General features: G+C 49.0%; 15 protein-coding genes. 6 read left to right on the plus strand and 9 right to left on the minus strand.

Annotation, left to right across the window (positions count from 1 at the left end; translation table 11 throughout):
• Positions 1-131: 131 nt before the first annotated feature.
• Complete coding sequence (locus KHX94_RS03890) at positions 132-503, minus strand: EthD domain-containing protein (RefSeq protein ID WP_213682439.1); 372 nt, start codon at positions 501-503, stop codon at positions 132-134.
• Between the two features lie 67 nt (positions 504-570).
• Between KHX94_RS03890 and KHX94_RS03895 the strand changes: the two genes are divergently transcribed.
• A complete protein-coding gene (locus KHX94_RS03895; protein ID WP_213682440.1) occupies positions 571-906 on the plus strand; it encodes a MerR family transcriptional regulator in 336 nt (111 codons plus the stop codon).
• Positions 907-1,233: 327 nt separating this feature from the next.
• On the opposite strand, the gene fdhF is transcribed toward KHX94_RS03895, so the two are convergent.
• The 4 genes from fdhF to KHX94_RS03915 all read right to left on the minus strand — a co-directional run bounded on the left by fdhF (position 1,234) and on the right by KHX94_RS03915 (position 5,541).
• Complete coding sequence (gene fdhF, locus KHX94_RS03900) at positions 1,234-3,225, minus strand: formate dehydrogenase subunit alpha (protein WP_213682441.1); 1,992 nt, start codon at positions 3,223-3,225, stop codon at positions 1,234-1,236.
• Positions 3,200-3,406: a hypothetical protein gene (locus KHX94_RS21995; RefSeq protein ID WP_213682442.1), complete on the minus strand. Its 207-nt coding sequence runs from the start codon at positions 3,404-3,406 to the stop codon at positions 3,200-3,202. Before KHX94_RS21995 ends, fdhF begins: the two co-directional genes overlap by 26 nt.
• 22 nt (positions 3,407-3,428) lie before the next feature.
• Entirely contained in the window at positions 3,429-3,974 is a 546-nt protein-coding gene (gene hydN, locus KHX94_RS03910; protein ID WP_213682443.1) for an electron transport protein HydN, read from the minus strand.
• A 292-nt stretch (positions 3,975-4,266) separates the two neighbouring features.
• Positions 4,267-5,541 (minus strand): MFS transporter, encoded by a 1,275-nt coding sequence (locus KHX94_RS03915; protein WP_213682444.1) that lies wholly within the window; start codon positions 5,539-5,541, stop codon positions 4,267-4,269.
• A gap of 114 nt (positions 5,542-5,655) precedes the next feature.
• On the opposite strand from KHX94_RS03915, the gene KHX94_RS03920 reads away from it, so the two are divergent.
• The 4 genes from KHX94_RS03920 (at position 5,656) to KHX94_RS03935 (ending at position 9,612) form a co-directional block, all read left to right on the plus strand.
• Entirely contained in the window at positions 5,656-6,570 is a 915-nt protein-coding gene (locus tag KHX94_RS03920; protein ID WP_213682445.1) for a LysR family transcriptional regulator, read from the plus strand.
• 100 nt (positions 6,571-6,670) lie between these two features.
• Complete coding sequence (locus KHX94_RS03925; RefSeq protein WP_213682446.1) at positions 6,671-7,582, plus strand: dienelactone hydrolase family protein; 912 nt, start codon at positions 6,671-6,673, stop codon at positions 7,580-7,582.
• A 357-nt stretch (positions 7,583-7,939) separates the two neighbouring features.
• A complete protein-coding gene (locus KHX94_RS03930; protein ID WP_244859318.1) occupies positions 7,940-8,803 on the plus strand; it encodes an AEC family transporter in 864 nt (287 codons plus the stop codon).
• Positions 8,804-9,000: 197 nt separating this feature from the next.
• Positions 9,001-9,612 carry a Yip1 family protein gene (locus KHX94_RS03935; RefSeq protein ID WP_213682447.1) on the plus strand — a complete coding sequence of 204 codons (612 nt, stop codon included), beginning with the start codon at positions 9,001-9,003 and terminating at the stop codon, positions 9,610-9,612.
• 130 nt (positions 9,613-9,742) lie between these two features.
• Here KHX94_RS03935 and KHX94_RS03940 read toward each other — a convergent pair whose 3' ends face one another.
• Positions 9,743-10,396 (minus strand): thiol:disulfide interchange protein DsbA/DsbL, encoded by a 654-nt coding sequence (locus KHX94_RS03940; RefSeq protein WP_213682448.1) that lies wholly within the window; start codon positions 10,394-10,396, stop codon positions 9,743-9,745.
• 133 nt (positions 10,397-10,529) lie between these two features.
• Complete coding sequence (locus KHX94_RS03945; RefSeq protein WP_213682449.1) at positions 10,530-10,730, minus strand: hypothetical protein; 201 nt, start codon at positions 10,728-10,730, stop codon at positions 10,530-10,532.
• Positions 10,731-11,058: 328 nt separating this feature from the next.
• On the opposite strand from KHX94_RS03945, the gene KHX94_RS03950 reads away from it, so the two are divergent.
• Positions 11,059-12,177 (plus strand): iron-containing alcohol dehydrogenase family protein, encoded by a 1,119-nt coding sequence (locus KHX94_RS03950; RefSeq protein WP_213682450.1) that lies wholly within the window; start codon positions 11,059-11,061, stop codon positions 12,175-12,177.
• Between the two features lie 127 nt (positions 12,178-12,304).
• Here the strand turns inward: KHX94_RS03950 and KHX94_RS22000 are convergent, their stop codons facing one another.
• Together KHX94_RS22000 and KHX94_RS20975 are read right to left on the minus strand one after the other, a co-directional pair.
• Positions 12,305-13,072 (minus strand): molybdopterin oxidoreductase family protein, encoded by a 768-nt coding sequence (locus tag KHX94_RS22000; protein WP_213682451.1) that lies wholly within the window; start codon positions 13,070-13,072, stop codon positions 12,305-12,307.
• The gene (locus KHX94_RS20975) at positions 13,024-14,481 is read right to left on the minus strand and encodes a molybdopterin oxidoreductase family protein (RefSeq protein WP_483315918.1); all 1,458 of its coding nucleotides are present in this window, start codon (positions 14,479-14,481) and stop codon (positions 13,024-13,026) included. The genes KHX94_RS22000 and KHX94_RS20975 overlap by 49 nt, the downstream gene beginning before the upstream one ends.
• Positions 14,482-14,498 lie beyond the last annotated feature (17 nt).

Raw genomic sequence — 14,498 nt, forward strand, 5'->3', positions numbered from 1 at the left:
AGGCCACAAAATCCGTTTGTTACTGGTTCCACCGACAACTAGCTAACTCACTTTGGGGAAAAGGTGTGCACGTTAGACACACCTATGAACTGATTTGTACTAGCTAAGCCTCTATCAAGCAAGGCTTAAATTTAAATGATCAATAATTCACTGCTATACCACATTTGTGATTTTGATAAGTCAATGAAGCGTTTTTCATCTGCTATTATTTCTTCAAGAGCATTAGCCCCATCAAGACTTTTTCTGGAACTTAGATGGGATTCAATATCGGAATACCAAAGTTCAGCTATACCATCAAAATCAAAATGTGTCGTATTCCTGAGCAACACCATTTGATAATTCATTTCACTAAAATCAATAGAACTGCTTTGAGTATATTTTTTAATACCCAAGACTTTTGCATGCTTCTTGATTAGTTTGGCATGATTATCTTCCCAATGCCTTAAAAACTCCTCATAGCTTAATTCAGGTAAACGTTTGACGATACATATCAATTTAATCATTTTCATCCTCCTTATTGGAGAATGACATGTTAAAGTATGACAGGGCTGTTAGAGTCAAGGATGTATTATGAAAATAAGTGAATTATCTAAAAAAACAAACGTAAGTATCAGAATGATTCGTTACTATGAGGAGAAAGGGCTATTGCAACCGACACGTACTAATTCTGGCTATCGTTGCTTTAATAATGATGATATAGAACTAGTTGATAAAATTAAGTTTTTTAAAGATATAGGCTTTACCATTGAGGAAGTTAGACCAATATTAGAATGCCAATTAGGTCTACAGAAAAGAGAGCAGATATGTGATAAATTAAAAGAAAAATTTGCTTCTAGAGTTGAGCAAATAGATCGAATGATTTCTGGCTTAAACGAAGCCAAACTCACTTTATCTCAATACATATAAGTGAATCGCCACTGTTAAAGTGAACACTTTGTAGCATTACCAAAACTTGGTCAACTGGAAGTGGCTTTGTCGCTAGCGCAGGTGAGCTGGTAACAAAGTTTGGGCAAAAGGTTAATACTCCGAAAATGCAGTCAAGGTCTCAAGTTTGTGGGCGCGAATTAGTGATAACCAAGCGGCAATGGCTTTCAAGGATAGAAAGCCGTGAAGCCTGAGTGTAGCCATTTTTAGCATAAGGCCGAGAAGTCGTCAGCCCTGTGGGCCGCCCACAAAAAAGGGATCGTTACCGATCCCTTTGACTTTTGACGTTGATGTAGTTTTGCATACTACTTATGCAGTAGCGGCCGCTGGCCTGGCGTCCTCCACAGCATGGCGTAAGCGAGCTTTCATCTCGCTGTAGACCTGTGCCGCATAATTCTCTGCCCAGGTCTGATCCTCGATAGCACTGACATTAGCTGCACAGTACTTGGTTTCTGGCGTTTTTGAGGTGGGGTCCAGGTTATCCTGGGTCAACTCATTGCAGGCGCCAACCCACCACTGATAAGTCATGTACACGGCACCACGGTTGATGCGGTCGCTGACATTAGCGCGACTGATCACCTTGCCGCGCCGTGAAGCAACCCACACCAGTTGTTGATCTTTGATGCCAAGTGCCTGAGCATCGGCAGGATTGATGTTGACCAGCCCAGGTTCATCCGCCAAGGTTTTCAAGGCGGCACAGTTACCTGTCATAGAGCGGCAGGAATAGTGTCCCACTTCACGAACGGTACACAGTACCAGCGGAAATTCTTCGTCGGTCAGTTCAGCAGGTTTGCGCCATTGGGTGGCAAACAACTGCCCTTTACCGCTAGGTGTGGCAAATTTATTGTCGGTATACAGCACTGGCGTACCTGGATGATCCAGTGTTGGACATGGCCACTGTACATGACCAAATTCGCCCATTTTTTCGTAAGTTGCGCCGTAATACAGTGGGCACAATTCACGCAGTTCATCCCAAATCTGCTGGTTGTTGTCGTAGTGCATTGGGTAACCCATTTCAGTGGCGATCAGTGAAATGATGTCCCAGTCACGTTTAACGTTGTATTTAGGTTCAATGGCTTTTTCGAAACGTTGGAAACCGCGGTCAGCACAGGTAAATACGCCACCGTGTTCACCCCAGGAAGTTGCCGGCAGGATCACGTCCGCAGCTTCGGCGGTTTTGGTCATGAAAATGTCCTGTACCACCAGCAAATCCAGCGCTTCAAGACCCTTGCGTACCAGGCTTAAATCGGCTTCGGTCTGCAACGGATCTTCACCCATGATGTAATAGGCTTTGACTTTGCCTTCTAGCGCTAGATGTGGCACTTGGGTGATACGAACGCCAACGTCTTTATCCATGGATTCTGGATCTATGCCCCACGCCTTAGCAAATTTAGCACGGACAGCGGGATCGATAACTTTCTGGTAGCCGGGGAATAAGTCTGGCAGTACCCCCATATCACAGCCACCTTGCACATTGTTCTGACCACGAACGGGAGCCACACCCGCGCCATGGCGACCAAGGTTGCCAGTCAGCAATGCTAAGGTTGACAGACTCTTAACGGTTTCGGTGCCCTGACCAAACTGAGTCACGCCCATGCCCCAACAAATTACCGATGCGGGAGAGGAAGCATAGGTACGCATCGCTTGGCGAATATCCTGGGCGCTGACGCCGGTAATGGCTTCAACTTTTTCAGGAGCATAGTCTTTGACTACATCCCACAAGCTGTCGAAACCTTCGGTGTATTTGGCCACATAGTCTTTGTCGTAGAGGTTTTCTTCCAGCAAGGTGTAGATAAAAGCGTTGACCATCACCACGTTACAACCGTTGTTCAGTTGCAGATGTTGGTCAGCAATACGGGCGGCTTCAATGCGGCGTGGATCGCACACGATGATCTTGGCACCATTCTGTTTGGCCTTCACAATGCGGCGGGCCACAATCGGGTGAGAATCGGCGCTGTTGTAACCAAAGATCAACAGACATTTAGCCTGTTCCAGATCTTCGATGGAAACGCTCATGGCACCATTGCCTAAGGTTTCACGCAACCCGGCAACTGATGGGCCGTGGCACACACGGGCACAGCAGTCGACGTTATTGCTGCCAAGCACCGCGCGGGCGAACTTTTGCATTACATAATTGGTTTCATTACCTGTGCCGCGGGAAGACCCGGTAGTCATAATGGCGCGGGCACCGTGTTTTGCCTTGATTTCGGCAAAACGTTTGGCCACGTATTTGATGGCTTCATCCCAAGATACTGTCTCAAATGGGCCACCTTTTTCACGGCGGATCATCGGCTCGCGCATGGGGAGTCAGCAGTTTAGTATCGTTGAGGAAATCCCAGCCATAGTAACCTTTAAGGCATAGTTCGCTTTGGTTGGTGGCACCTGCGGCTGCTTCTGCACGGATAATACGGCCGTTATCCACCACCAGTTTCATTTTGCAGCCCGCACCGCAGTACGGACAAACTGTTGTCACTTTTTCCATTGTTTCTCTACCTTTAGAAGTACTAAACACTGAACCCAACACCGGTATCCAGTGCGGTTCGTCTGCGTTTATCTGCACTCAGCATTGCCAAATCGTCACGATCGACACATCTGAGCGCCTCGGTCGGACAAACTTCGATACAGGCCGGGCCTTCTGGGCGGTCGTAGCAAAGGTCGCATTTGTTTGCCTGGGCTCTTTCCCTCAGGACATTGACGGCTGCGCCTGTGTTGCGCACTACCGGGTAGGTCACCACTTCCATCGCACCGTATGGACAAGCCACCACACAAGTCTTGCAACCGATACAACGTTCTTGCTGTACCTGCACAAAACCGTGGGCGCGGCGGATAGCATTATTGGGGCAGACATTGGCGCAAGGTGCATCTTCGCACTGACGGCACTGGGTCGCAGTGCTAATAGTCGCCCCTTTTACAACATGGATCCGCGGGGTAAAATTTATCGCACTAAGTGCGGTAACATCCCCATCAACACGATGCGCAACGGCACAGGCTACCTCACACGTACGGCAGCCAATACATTTGTTAGCATCGGCAAGAATAAAGCTGTTCATAGTACTCTCCAGTTGTATACAAGCGTTAAGTCCCTGTTCTCGCAAAGCGTCTTGTCATACACAGGCTTAGTACACATAAACTGTGCCAAATATTTTTATAGTTAAAATACAAATAGTTATGAGTTTAACGGCAGATTATTCTAGTTAAAAACCACAATTTCGTCATGTCATTTCGACAAAACTGTCGAAAGTGTCGGACACAAAACCACCATTGCTGACAATGTCAATTAACGTGGTTTGCAACAGATAAGAAAAGGAAAGACAGCCCCGGCTGGAGCTGTCTGATAAGAAGTTAAAGCACCTGGCTATGCGCAGCGTGTTTCTCGCGCCATATACCGGCATAAATCAGTAGCAGACCAGCAACGGCATAACTGGCGGTGAACATTACCACCGCGGGCCAACCACCGTGCTGCCAGAACCAACCACCGACAGAACCTGAAATACTCGACCCCAGATAGTAGAACAGTAAATAAAGTGACGACGCATGGCCTTTAGCGCTTTTGGCCGCCGCCCCTACCGCACTGCTGGCTACAGAATGGCCCACGAAAAAGCCGGTGGTGACCAACGCCACCCCACAGATAATACCGATAATCGGTGTCATCAAGGTTAGCAGTGCGCCAGCCAGCATTAGCACAAACGCGGCAATCAACAACGGTGTTCTACCGTAACGATCGGCCAAACTGCCCGCCATTGAAGACGAAACAATCCCAAAAGCAAATGCCAGAAAGATAAAACTCACCTGCGTCTGATTAAAGCTGTAGGGCTCTGCCGTCAAACGGAAGGTTGAATAATTGAACAGGGTGACAAACACACTGATCAACATAAAACCGATGACATACAGCTTGATCAGTTTGAGATCCTGCAAATGCATTTTCCACGATTGCAGATGATAGTTAAGGTTTAAGCCGGGTTTTCTGACAAAGTGCCGCGATGCAGGCAGCAACAGCAAAAAGCCTATGGCAGATAACAAACAGAGCGCGCCAAGTACGCCCATGGCCACACGCCAAGAGGCAATTTCGGTCAGCAATCCCATGCTGACGCGGCCCATCATGGCACCAAATGCCACACCGCCAACGTACAGCCCCATGGCTTTACCCAAATCTTTTGGGTCTATCTCTTCGGCCAACCAGGCCATTGCCACAGCGGGAACACCACCCAATACTAGCCCTTCTAGCGAGCGGGCTAGCAACACGCCATGCCATTCAGGCAATACGGCAACAACACAGTTCAATAGTGCTGCTAACGCCATGGAACAAAACATCAAACCGCGCCGCCCCATCGCCTGAGAAAATGCGCCGGCTAACACAATGGCAAATGACAAAAACCCCGTTGTCACTGACAACGCCAGCGAACTCTGCGTCGGGCTGATGCCAAAACTGTTGGCAAAATCCGGCAACAATGGTTGCACACAATAAATCAGCGAAAAGCTAGCAAACCCCGCCAGAAATAAGGCAATTCCGGCACGGGTATAGGCTTTGGAACCTTGTTTGATATAGGTGGCAATCGCTTCACTCGTGTCAGTGCTGGCACTGGCTGTCTGGGGCGCAACTGGAGTACGACTATTCATGATCTCTATAACGGCTTTAACGGTACGGCTGTGAAAGTAACGCTATTTTATTCACCCAGCATTGATAGTTCTAATATATAATAAATCACATGTTGATATGTTTTAGATATAACTATGGAATTACGCCACATTCGCTACTTTCTGGCGATTGCCGAAGAGAAAAACTTCACCCGGGCAGCATTAAAGCTGAATATTGCCCAGCCGCCGCTGAGCCAGCAGATCAAAGATCTGGAATATGAACTGGGCACCCCGTTATTTCATCGCACACCGCATGGTGCCGAATTAACCGATGCGGGCACGGCATTTCTCGCGGCGGTAAAATCCTTGCCGCAACAGATACGCCAGGCAAAAGAGGCCGCCCAGAAAGCCGCCAAAGGCGAAACCGGAAAACTGCGTTTGGGGGTTACTGGCACCGCCGCACTACACCCGGCAATCCCGGCGGTTATCCGGCAATTTCGTCGCCGTTATCCCGAAGTAGAGCTGACCATTGAAGAAGCCAATTCGCTGGCATTGGCCCAAGGGATGTTGACCGATCGGCTGGATGCGGCGATTCTGCGGCCGTCAGACCCAGATCCCAAGACTCTGACCATAGAGCATTTTCTGACCGAACAACTGGTCATTGCCCTGCCCTCAGCGCACCCATTAGCCCGCGACACCAGTGCCATCAATATGCTGGCATTGCAACAAGAGCCGTTTATCATGACGCCGCGTTCACTGGCCGTCAGCCTGCATGATGCCGTGGTTGCCGTATGCCACGCCGCCGGATTTGAACCCATAGAAGGCCAACCCGCACCGCAAATTGCGTCAATATTGTCGATGGTTTCTGCTGAACTGGGGATCTCGCTGGTGCCGGAGTCGATGCGCCAGCTAAGTGTTAAAGGCGTGGTATTTCGCACCATTGCTGATACCGCATCTCAAGTGGAACTGGCGGTTGCCTATCCAAGTCGGCATCCATCGCAGCCAGCCCTTAATTTTGCGGCGGTGGTCAGGCAGCAGAAATCTGCCAGAGAAGCTTTGCTGGCGGAATAAATGCAGCGCAACAACACATCTGACTTTTTCTATGCGGGGATTTTCGCCTAAGCTGGATCTCCAGAACAGGAATTTTCTACCCGCTTGAAGGAGTCATGCCATGCCGATTCAGACGAAAACCACGCAACGCTCATCCTCACAAGAAATCCCGCAAGCCGCCTTTGACTGGTACGATGAATATGCGCACGGCATGATCGACCGACGTGAATTTATGCAACGTCTGACCGGGTTGACGGTATTGGGATTCAGCCTGACAACTCTGACGACCGCACTTTTGCCTGATTATGCCTTAGCGGAGCAGGTCAGTTTCAATGATCCGGCTATTAAGGCGAGTTATCAGATATTTGATTCAGCCAAAGGCCACGGTAAAGGCCGCGGATATTTAGTCATGCCGCATGAACCTAGCACAGATTTGCCCGTGGTCTTGGTCGTCCATGAGAATCGTGGGTTAAACCCCTATATTGAAGATGTGGCCAGACGCCTAGCTAAGAGTGGTTTTATCGCGTTTGCCCCGGATGCCTTATACCCGTTAGGCGGCTACCCGGGGAATGATGATGACGGCCGAGCGATGCAGGCGAGTATGGATCGGCACAAAATTGAGCAGGATTTTATTGCCGCCGCCCATTATCTCAAAACGCTTCCCGCCAGTAACGGTAAGTTGGGTGCCGTGGGTTTCTGTTTCGGCGGTTATATTGTCAATATGCTGGCAGCCACCATTGCCGATGACCTCGCCGCCGCGGTACCTTTTTATGGCACACCTGCGGCTGAAGAACTGCAATTACAAGTAAAAGGCCCGTTAATGTTGCACTTTGCTGAACTGGACAGCCGGGTCAATGCCAGTTGGCCTGGTTATGAAAAAGTCCTTGCGGCCAACAAAGTGACGTATCAGGCCTACCTGTATCCCAACGTGAACCACGGTTTCCACAATGACTCCACCGCCCGTTACAATGAGGCCATGGCGGAACTGGCCTGGAACCGCACGTTGCAGTTTTTTAATCTGCACCTGAAATAGCCTTGGCGGTGATAACCAAAGCTACCACCACAAGATGCAACGCGTGCACATTCGCGTTGCTATAACAAACTTGGGCAAGCTAACATTGCCGGATGTCGTATATCTGCGACCGTCTGAGAAGATAGCTTTTTATTTCAATATGTTGATATTTTTTGAGGCATCAGCGGCCGTGACCACTAAGATGCTTATTTAGCCGCAGGAGTATCTCTTAAAGTGTTTGCATAACAATGGATTACCTAATACGGCAAGGTATTGCGCTACAAAATATACGGTATATAAATTCTAAAAACCTCTGATATGATGTTGCCATTACGGCTATAACATCGCCTGCCCCACTTCACCACTAAAGGAATCCTGATGTTTGGGTTTATCACCAATACGCTGTTACCAGTGCTTATTCTGTTGTTACTGGGATGGGTGTTCTTCCGCATAAAAATGCTCAATGAAGGGTTTATCGAAGCGGGTTCCAAGCTGGTATTTAATGTGGCGCTGCCGGCGTTATTATTTTTGTCTATCAGCCAGGCTGATTTTTCCCATGCCGCCAATTTCAAGCTTATCTTGACCGGCGCGATAGCAACTGTGGCCTTTTTCCTGTTATTGATGCTGTTCTGCCATTTCACTGTCTCACCACCCAATGTCAGAGGCGTGGTCACCCAAGGTGGTTTTCGCGCCAATATGGGGATTATCGGGCTTGCCTATTGTACCAATACCTATGGCAGTGACGGACTTGCGGCAGCCTCGGTATATCTGGGATGTATTACCATTCTGTTTAATGTGCTGTCGGTGTTCGTCCTGAATTTCTATCTGGACGGTAAGCGTTCCGTACTGCAACACATTAAAGGCATTATCACGAATCCGCTGATTATCGGTATTCTGCTGGCATTACCTATCTCCTACTGGCAAATCCAGCTACCGGAAGTGCGGCTTCGAACCGGTAAGTATTTTTCGCAGTTGACGCTGCCGTTAGCGCTTATTTGTACTGGAGCCTCACTGCAATTTCGTTCTTTCAGTGCCGACTGGTTCAACATAGGTATCAGTACCCTGTGTAAGTGCCTGCTGTATCCTGGCTTTATGGTGTTATCAGCCTATTTGATGGGATTTAGGGGGATGAATCTAGGCATAGTGCTGTTGCTGTCTATCGCGCCTACCGCGGCGGCAAGTTACGTGATGGTACGCTATCTGGGGGCGATCATCGGCTCGCAGCCAGTATCATTGCCATGACCACGCTGGTATCACTGCCAGTAACCGCAGCGGCGTTTGGCACACTAGCCTATCTTGGGGTTATCTGACACCAGAGCAACATGACGAGAGCCCCCAGTAGATTGCCCTTATGCTGACACTCTGACTACACTTATTGATGTAGATCAATTTTTAAGCAACAGCTATGGTCTGTTGCTCAAAAAACTGAGAGGTCTGTTATGAGTAATCATGTATGGGGACTCATGCTGCATCCCGAGCACGAATGGCACAACATCAACGCCGAGCACGAAACGGTTGGCCACATGTATGCACACCATACCTTGTGGATGGCCGCAATTCCGGTGTTAAGTTCATTTATTGGCACGACCCAGTTCGGTTGGACTTATGGTGGTGACGAATCCTTTAAAGTATCCATGTTAAACGGCATAGCCTTAGGTATTGCCTTCTATGCACTGATACTGCTGGCGGTAAGTGTTGTCGGCAGCCTGCTGCACTGGTTGGCACGCAATATCCCGAATCGACCCAGCCGTAAAGAATGCACTATTTTTGCAGGCTATGTAGGAACGCCGATGTTTCTCAGCGGCATATTCGCCATCTACCCGGTATTCTGGTTATGTCTGCTGGCATTAATTGTCGGAGTGCTTTACACCGCATACCTGTTATATACCGGAACGCCTAGCTTTTTGGGGATCAGCCATAAGCAGGGATTTATCCTGTCCGGCGTTACTCTGGGCGTGGGAGTGCTGGTACTGGAAGTGCTGTTGGCGGTGGTGGTGCTGCTGTGGAGCATGGGGTCAGAAAACAGCGTTATCTGGCATTTCTTCCGCTAGCAGTCTTAGCAAAAATATGGCGTCAGAAACAACCAAGGGACAACGTTTGTTGTCCCTTGGCTATTTTACATGAATCTTATTTGCCCCAACTTATACCCAAACTATGCGTAAAATGCGCATAACCGCGGCCTTAATTTTTCCCCGCTTGCGTCAACAAATAATCCACTAGCGCGGCAAAATAGCTTTCAGGATCTTTGGCATGAGTGATGGAAGTAAGGTTGATCATATACTTCCCACCTACCAGAAATGCGGGCACACCTTTGATGCCAAGGCTGTCTTGATCTTTAAAGGCTAGCGATAGTTTGTCCAGCGTGGCATCGCTATCCATCGCTTTATAAAATTTGTCTGCATCAATATGATGCTCAACCAAGAAGGGTTTGAGATCTGCTTTATCCGGAAAACGCCGCTCAGATGCCGCAAAATCATGATAAAACGCCATGATTTTATAGATTAATTTGCTGTTACCACTCTGTTCTAAGGCATAGAACACATGTGCATCAAACACCCAGCGATCGCGCCCAATGGCAGGGCGGCGCACAAATGTTACTTTAGGCTTAGCCTGTTCATATTTTTCCACAAGGGGATTCATCGCCTGACAATGCGGGCACCCCAGCCACAAGTATTCAATAACATACGGAGCCTTCACGCCTGGTGCTTTGACGGCTGGATTTACGGTGATGTAATCCTGCCCTTCTTTAAACTGCTGAGTTGCGGCACTAGCGCCCACCACAAAACTCATTCCCGCCAGTAACACACTGGCCAACAGCCACAAACGACGTTTCATTACCACGTTATTCCCTGCAAAATATCTGTCATCTAATGTCTGAAATAGTGCCTAAAGATGTCTCGCAATACCAGCAACAAACACCGTTAAAACATTAACTTCTGTTAACTGTGTCCAACATCACCGCAGCAAATTACGATTTACCTGCGTCTTTGCTGTTGTTTAACGGATGCTCCGTTTTCGGAATATCGGATACCTTGATATCGCCATCTTTCGTCTTGCCGTTAACCACCACGGCCGTGCCATGGGGCGAGACTTGTGCACCGACATGCGTGCCATGCCAACTGCAACCGCTAACCATAATGCAGCCAATCACAACGAGCAGAAATTTCATCTTGATGGCCCTCACACTGTCTATAAATTGGATTAAGCAATTGTTATAAAAAGATTATTAATCTACAACAACACCGGCTAAACGCCACAATGTAAGCCATGACCTCGGTATACTTCCGCATCGTCATCACGCAAAATGCCGACTTGCTGACGCCAGCTCCCACATTATCTTAGCCGCGGATATTTATCATCCGTATAGCGTTATTAACTGAATATATGGCGGTTGAATGCTCACAATTTTTATGACATTGGCAGATAAAAAGTGTATTACTGTCAAAGCATTATCAATAGTTATTCATCAAAAATGAGTGTGTAAACAGGATCCAGCGATGTCAAACCAGACCATTTACCTCCCCAACTATACCGTTGGCGCAGATGCCTACGACAAAATTGCTTATATCACGGCGCCCTATGGCAAAAAGGCCGTAGTGGTTGGTGGCGAAATTGCCATGTCTAAAACGCAGCAGGCACTTAGCGACAGTGTCGAAAACACGGCAATCACACTGTTAGGCTTTCTCTGGTATGGTGGCAATGCCACCCTGGAAAATGTCCAGCGTCTACAAGCAGAGCCACTGGTGCAGCAGGCAGATATGCTGTTTGCCGTTGGTGGTGGACGCGCTTGTGATACGGTAAAAGTTCTGGGAGCCTTGCTCGATAAACCCGTGTTTACCTTTCCAACATTGGCGTCAAATTGTGCCGCTTGTACCTCGTTAAGCGTTATGTACCATGAGGATGGTTCGTTCAAGGATTACGCCTATCAAAATCATCCACCACTACATACCTTTATCAATACCCAGATTATTGCTGAATCACCAGTATCGCTGTTTTGGGCCGGCATTGGCGATGCCTTAAGCAAAGAATATGAAGTAGCATATTGCTGTCGCGACAAGCAACTGTCACACCTGTCGCAGTTGGGTTTAGGCATTGCTAAAACCTGCACCGCACCATTGCTGACTTATGGTAAACAGGCACTGGAAGACTGCCGCAATCATCGGGTTTCAGCGGCGCTGGAAGAGGTGGTACTGGATATCATCATGCTCACAGGTATCGTGTCCAACTGTACAGTGCATATCAGCGATCACATCGCCCCGGCGGATCAGTATTACTACAACAGTTCACTGGCGCATTGTGTGTATTACGGCAGTTCTTTGATCCCGGCTTGTGAGTCGCATTTACACGGTGAAATTGTCGCTTTCGGTGTGCTGTGCTTGCTGAAATATGATGCTAATGACGCAGAATTTAACCGTATTTTGGCCTTTAACCAGGCGTTGGGACTGCCTATCACGATGGCGGATATCGGGTTGACCGTGGATGATTTGCCGATTGTTGCTGAAAAAGCCGCCTCGGTGATTGAATGGCGCTATGCCCCTGGTACGCCGACCAAAGCACAATTTATTGAAGCAATTATTGAAACAGACCGCATAGGTCGTTCGTTAAAGTCATCATGACTGGCGCTGTGTGACCAACAACCATGTTTGGTATGCGGCAAAAAGGGGACAGCAAGCTGTCCCCGAAAATTAACTGTGAGTATTAACGTGTTAACGCATTTCAAACAACAGGTTGTGGCAATTACAACTACAACGCCACGGTTGCCGGTTTGGCATCTTCTACCGCACTGCGCAGACGCGCCTTCAGATCCTGATAGATCTGCTCCGCATGGCTTTCTGCCCAGTTCTGATCGTCAATCGATTTCAGGGTTACCGCACAGTACTTGGTCTCGGGCGTATTAGTGACCGGATCCATATTTTCCTGCGTTAGTTCGTTACAGGCACCGACCCACCATTGGTAAGTCATGTACACTGCTCCGCGATTGACGCGTTCGTTAAAGTTGGCGCGGGTAATCACTTTTCCGCGACGGGATTCAACCCACACCAGCGCCTGATCCTCAATGCCCAGTTGCCGTGCATTATCCGGGTGGATCTGCACAAACCCGGGTTCATCAGCCAAGGCTTTCAGCGCCGCACAGTTACCCGTCATCGAGCGACAAGAGTAATGGCCCACTTCACGAACGGTACTCAGTACCAGCGGGTAATCCGGCGTTGTCAGCTCACCCGGTTTACGCCACTGATGAGTCAGCAGTTGCCCCTTTCCTGAAGCAACGGCGGTGAACTTCAAATCTGTGTAGAGGATTGGCGTCCCCGGATGTTCCAGCGTTGGACATGGCCACTGGATATGCCCCAGTTCGCCCATCTTCTCGTAGGTAACACCATAGTAAATCGGACACAGTTCTCTGAGTTCATCCCAAATCTGCTGATCATTATCATAGTGCATTGGGTAACCCATCTCAGTAGCAATTAACGAGATGATTTCCCAGTCACGTTTAACGTTGTACTTAGGTTCCACCGCCTTATAGAAACGTTGGAAACCACGGTCACAGCAGGTATAAACACCACTGTGTTCCCCCAGGAAGTCGCTGGCAAAATCACATCTGCCATTTCGGCGGTCTTGGTCATAAAGATGTCCTGCACCACCAGTAAATCCAGCGCTTCTAAGCCCTTGCGAACCGAACTGCTATCCGCTTCTGTCTGCATGGGGTCTTCGCCCATGATGTAATAGGCTTTGACTTTGCCTTCCATTGCCAGATGCGGTACCAGTGACAAACGCACTCCCGGCTGTGGATCCATCTGCGCCGGGTCAATACCCCAAGCGTTGGCGAATTTCTCGCGGATAGCCGGATCAGCCACTGACTGGTAGCCTGGGAACAGATCGGGCAGCACGCCCATATCACAAGCGCCCTGGACATTGTTTTGTCCACGTACTGGCGCGACACCCGCACCTGCTCGGCCAAGATTGCCAGTGAGCAAGGCCAACGCCGCCAAGCTCTTAACAGTTTCGGTGCCCTGACCGTACTGCGTGACCCCCATGCCCCACATGATCACTGCGGATTCTGCCCCAGCGTAGGTACGCATGGCTTGGCGGATCTGCAAAGCGGGGACGCCGGTGGCTGTTTCTACCGCTTCTGGCGCATAGTCTTTCACCACATTCCACAGGCCGTCGAAGCCTTCGGTGTACTTGGCAACAAATTCTCTGTCGTACAGTTCTTCTTCAATCAGGGTGTAAATAAAGGCGTTGATCAATGCCATGTTGCTGCCGTTATGCAGTTGCAAGAACTGGTCAGCAATACGTGCGGTTTCAATCTTACGTGGGTCGCACACCACGATTTTGGCCCCTTTCTGATGCGCTTTAACAAGACGCCGAGCCACTATCGGATGGGAATCCGCACCGTTATAACCAAACACAAACAGGCATTTTGAATTTTCAATATCGTCCAACGAGACGCTCATAGCGCCGTTGCCCAAAGTAGCGCGCAGACCTGCGACGGATGGGCCGTGTCAGACTCGAGCGCAACAATCGACGTTATTAGTGCCGATCACTGCGCGAGCAAATTTTTGCATCACATAGTTGGTTTCGTTACCTGTGCCACGGGAAGAACCTGTGGTCATGATGGAACGCGGACCAAACTTGTCTTTGATTGCTGACAAACGGTGAGCGACGAATTTAATCGCTTCATCCCAGGACACAGTTTCAAACGGCGCCCCTTTACTGCGACGGATCATCGGCTCACGCAAACGTGGTGTCAGCAGTTTGGTGTCATTGAGGAAGTCCCAGCCATAATAGCCTTTGAGGCACAATTCCCCTTGGTTGGTGTAGCCATTTGCGGCTTCGGCGCGGATAATCTTGCCGTTATCCACCACCAGATTCATCTTGCATCCCGCTCCGCAATACGGGCATACAACGGTTGCTTTTTCCATAGTTATCTACCTTTACC

The organism is Shewanella dokdonensis, from assembly GCF_018394335.1.
GTDB classification, from domain to species: domain Bacteria; phylum Pseudomonadota; class Gammaproteobacteria; order Enterobacterales; family Shewanellaceae; genus Shewanella; species Shewanella dokdonensis.

Bases quoted from the DNA above. Each gene is read 5' to 3' on its own strand.
- KHX94_RS03930 (WP_244859318.1), top strand. From the start codon at position 7,940: ATGTTTGGGTTTATCACCAATACGCTGTTACCAGTGCTTATTCTGTTG.
- hydN (WP_213682443.1), bottom strand. From the start codon at position 3,974: ATGAACAGCTTTATTCTTGCCGATGCTAACAAATGTATTGGCTGCCGT.
- KHX94_RS03920 (WP_213682445.1), top strand. From the start codon at position 5,656: ATGGAATTACGCCACATTCGCTACTTTCTGGCGATTGCCGAAGAGAAA.
- KHX94_RS03890 (WP_213682439.1), bottom strand. From the start codon at position 503: ATGATTAAATTGATATGTATCGTCAAACGTTTACCTGAATTAAGCTAT.
- KHX94_RS03940 (WP_213682448.1), bottom strand. From the start codon at position 10,396: ATGAAACGTCGTTTGTGGCTGTTGGCCAGTGTGTTACTGGCGGGAATG.
- KHX94_RS03915 (WP_213682444.1), bottom strand. From the start codon at position 5,541: ATGAATAGTCGTACTCCAGTTGCGCCCCAGACAGCCAGTGCCAGCACT.
- KHX94_RS03925 (WP_213682446.1), top strand. From the start codon at position 6,671: ATGCCGATTCAGACGAAAACCACGCAACGCTCATCCTCACAAGAAATC.
- KHX94_RS03950 (WP_213682450.1), top strand. From the start codon at position 11,059: ATGTCAAACCAGACCATTTACCTCCCCAACTATACCGTTGGCGCAGAT.
- KHX94_RS03895 (WP_213682440.1), top strand. From the start codon at position 571: ATGAAAATAAGTGAATTATCTAAAAAAACAAACGTAAGTATCAGAATG.
- KHX94_RS21995 (WP_213682442.1), bottom strand. From the start codon at position 3,406: ATGGAAAAAGTGACAACAGTTTGTCCGTACTGCGGTGCGGGCTGCAAA.
- KHX94_RS03945 (WP_213682449.1), bottom strand. From the start codon at position 10,730: ATGAAATTTCTGCTCGTTGTGATTGGCTGCATTATGGTTAGCGGTTGC.
- KHX94_RS03935 (WP_213682447.1), top strand. From the start codon at position 9,001: ATGAGTAATCATGTATGGGGACTCATGCTGCATCCCGAGCACGAATGG.
- fdhF (WP_213682441.1), bottom strand. From the start codon at position 3,225: ATGCGCGAGCCGATGATCCGCCGTGAAAAAGGTGGCCCATTTGAGACA.